This window comes from Desulfovibrio sp. 1188_IL3213 (assembly GCF_036763145.1).
Taxonomy (GTDB): Bacteria; Desulfobacterota; Desulfovibrionia; order Desulfovibrionales; family Desulfovibrionaceae; genus Desulfovibrio.
Map to the genome: position 1 here is coordinate 1 of NZ_JBAIYR010000622.1, position 1,035 is coordinate 1,035.

Annotated in this window: 2 protein-coding genes; one reads left to right on the forward strand and one right to left on the reverse strand. The window is 58.9% G+C overall.

The annotated features are described in order from the left end of the window. The coding region (locus tag V6C16_RS14090) for an S-adenosylmethionine:tRNA ribosyltransferase-isomerase (RefSeq protein ID WP_333543537.1) at window positions 1-458 on the reverse strand (458 nt) is incomplete at its 3' end. A gap of 130 nt (window positions 459-588) precedes the next feature. Here V6C16_RS14090 and V6C16_RS14095 point away from each other — a divergent pair. Next, window positions 589-915, forward strand: coding sequence for a hypothetical protein (locus tag V6C16_RS14095; RefSeq protein WP_333543538.1), 327 nt, complete (start codon window positions 589-591; stop codon window positions 913-915). Window positions 916-1,035 lie beyond the last annotated feature (120 nt).

Consider the following 1,035-nt stretch of genomic DNA (forward strand, 5'->3'; position numbering starts at 1 on the left):
TTCCCGCACTCTCGCGCGCGGTTGAAATTTTCAAGGGCTGGATGGAGAGCAACCGGGAATGGATAAGCCTTGGCCTTGAGGCCCTGATGACGGGTGTAGCCGGAGCGCACAAGGCCTTCGGCCTCGGCGTAAAGACCGCCATTTTTATCGGCTTTGGCCCGCTCGATCACAAGGGGCAGGGGGGTCAGCAGCAAAAATTCCACCTTGCCGCCTGTGGAGCGTGTGCCAAGAAGGCGCGCCTGCAGCACGCGGGAATTGTTGGCAACCAACAGCGCTCCCTCGGGCAGGCAGTCGGGCAGGTCACAGAAATTTTCATGCCGCAGGGTCGGTTCGCCGCTGCGAGGCATGACCAGAAGCCGCGAACCGCCTCGTTCTTCCGGCGGAAACTGGGCGACCTGGTCCTGTGGCAGGTCGAAACGATAGCTTTGCAGTAAGAAATCAGCTTCCTCAATGTGCATGGCGTGCAGGTCCCGGTTATGATGTTCCCGCCCCTTACATGTCTGCCGCTCTTGTCAGGGCAGGGCGTTGAGGCTAGGGTGACGTGATTGCTCCCCTTGGCATGACGAGCGGGAGGTAAGGAGTATAGCCATGCGGCGGCCTCTTGTCATCCTTGTGTTACTGGCAGTTCTCGCAACAATGCAGGGTTGCGCTTCCATCGGGCTGGAAAATCCTTTTTCCAGCGATCCCCTGACCGGCGGAACCGATGCCCCCACAAGCCAACTGCTTGGTGTGCCTGCGCCTGCGGGCATGCAGCGTTATGCCTCGCACGGCTTTCAGAGTTTTGGCCCCGGCGGCGGGCGGCAGGGTCTTGAAGTGCTGCGCGGCCAGGTCAATACCGCCTTTGCGGCCCAGATCATGTATTCCGGCCTGCAGGCCCAGGGTTGGCAGCTTCGCCTGGCTCTGCGCAACTTATGACAGCGCGCAGTGAGGAACGCAGCCGTACTTTATCTGCAAGCTTGCGTGATCTTGAAAAATTTCAGCATGAATCCACTGAATGGCATGAAAAATACAAAATTGCCCTGACTGGACAGATCA

What these genes read in the sequence shown, in the direction of transcription:
- V6C16_RS14095 (WP_333543538.1), top strand. Translation starts at nt 589, where the DNA reads ATGCGGCGGCCTCTTGTCATCCTTGTGTTACTGGCAGTTCTCGCAACA.